Source organism: Tenacibaculum sp. ZH5_bin.1, from assembly GCF_042865525.1.
GTDB lineage: Bacteria > Bacteroidota > Bacteroidia > Flavobacteriales > Flavobacteriaceae > Polaribacter > Polaribacter mesophilus.
The window spans coordinates 1-1,478 of the sequence record NZ_JBEGIO010000001.1; the positions used below are offsets into that span (position 1 = coordinate 1).

Annotated in this window: 1 protein-coding gene; it reads left to right on the forward strand. The window is 46.4% G+C overall.

Annotation, left to right across the window (positions count from 1 at the left end; genetic code table 11):
- Positions 1 to 1,478, forward strand: a 1,478-nt coding sequence (locus tag ABHQ57_RS00005; RefSeq protein WP_389861776.1) for an Ig-like domain-containing protein, incomplete at both ends; no start/stop codon positions are given.

Genomic DNA, 1,478 nt, shown 5'->3' on the forward strand with positions numbered 1-1,478 from the left:
ACCACTGATACCGATATCGCCAATACCACCACGACTTTAACAGCAACCAACCTTACCACCACCACGCAATACCGTGCAATCGTACAAAGTGGTGCCTGTGCAGAAGCAACTTCTGCTACAGCAACCATTACTGTAGGAGGAGTAGTTAACTTAACTATAAATGATATTACGGCAGACAACATTGTCAATGCCTCAGAAGCAGGAACAACCATTGCAGTCACCGGAACAGTAGGCGGAGATTTCAATACAGGAGACACGGTAACTTTAACAGTCAACGGAAACACCTATACCGGTACCGTAGATGCCAGTGGAAACTACAGCATCAATGTTCCGGGGTCAGACTTAGCCGCTGACACAGACACGACAGTAGAAGCAAGTGTAGCGACAACAGACGGATCGGGGAATGCAGGAAGTGCAAACACGAATCATGTTTATAATGTAGACACGACTGCTCCAGTTCCTACCATAAGTGTAGACAACATCACGGCAGACAACATTGTCAATGCAACAGAAGCAGGGACAACCATTGCAGTAACCGGAACCGTAGGCGGAGATTTCAATACCGGCGACACGGTAACCTTAGTAATCAATGGAAACAACTACACCGGTACCGTAGATGCCAGTGGAAACTACAGCATCAATGTACCAGGATCAGACTTAGCAGCTGACACAGACACGACAGTAGAAGCAAGTGTAGCGACAACAGACGGATCGGGGAATGCAGGAAGTGCAAACACGAATCATGTTTATAATGTAGACACGACCGCTCCAGTTCCTACCATAAGTGTAGACAACATCACGGCAGACAACATTGTCAATGCAACAGAAGCAGGGACAACCATTGCAGTCACCGGAACAGTAGGCGGAGATTTCAATACCGGCGACACGGTAACCTTAGTAATCAATGGAAACACCTATACCGGTACCATAGATGCCAGTGGAAACTACAGCATCAATGTTCCGGGGTCAGACTTAGCCGCTGACACAGACACGACAGTAGAAGCAAGTGTAGCGACAACAGACGGATCGGGGAATGCAGGAAGTGCAAACACGAATCATGTTTATAATGTAGACACGACCGCTCCAGTTCCTACCATAAGTGTAGACAACATCACGGCAGACAACATTGTCAATGCAACAGAAGCAGGGACAACCATTGCAGTCACCGGAACAGTAGGCGGAGATTTCAATACCGGCGACACGGTAACCTTAGTAATCAATGGAAACAACTATACCGGTACCGTAGATGCCAGTGGAAACTACAGCATCAATGTTCCAGGATCAGACTTAGCAGCTGATACAGATACGACTGTAGAAGCAAGTGTTACTACTACTGATACTGCTGGAAATACTACTTCAGCCACTGATAATCACCTGTATAATGTAGATACCACAGCTCCTACCCTTTCTATTGTTATTGATGACATCACTCCAGACAATATCATTGATGCAGTAGAAGCTGGAACTAACATCCCTGT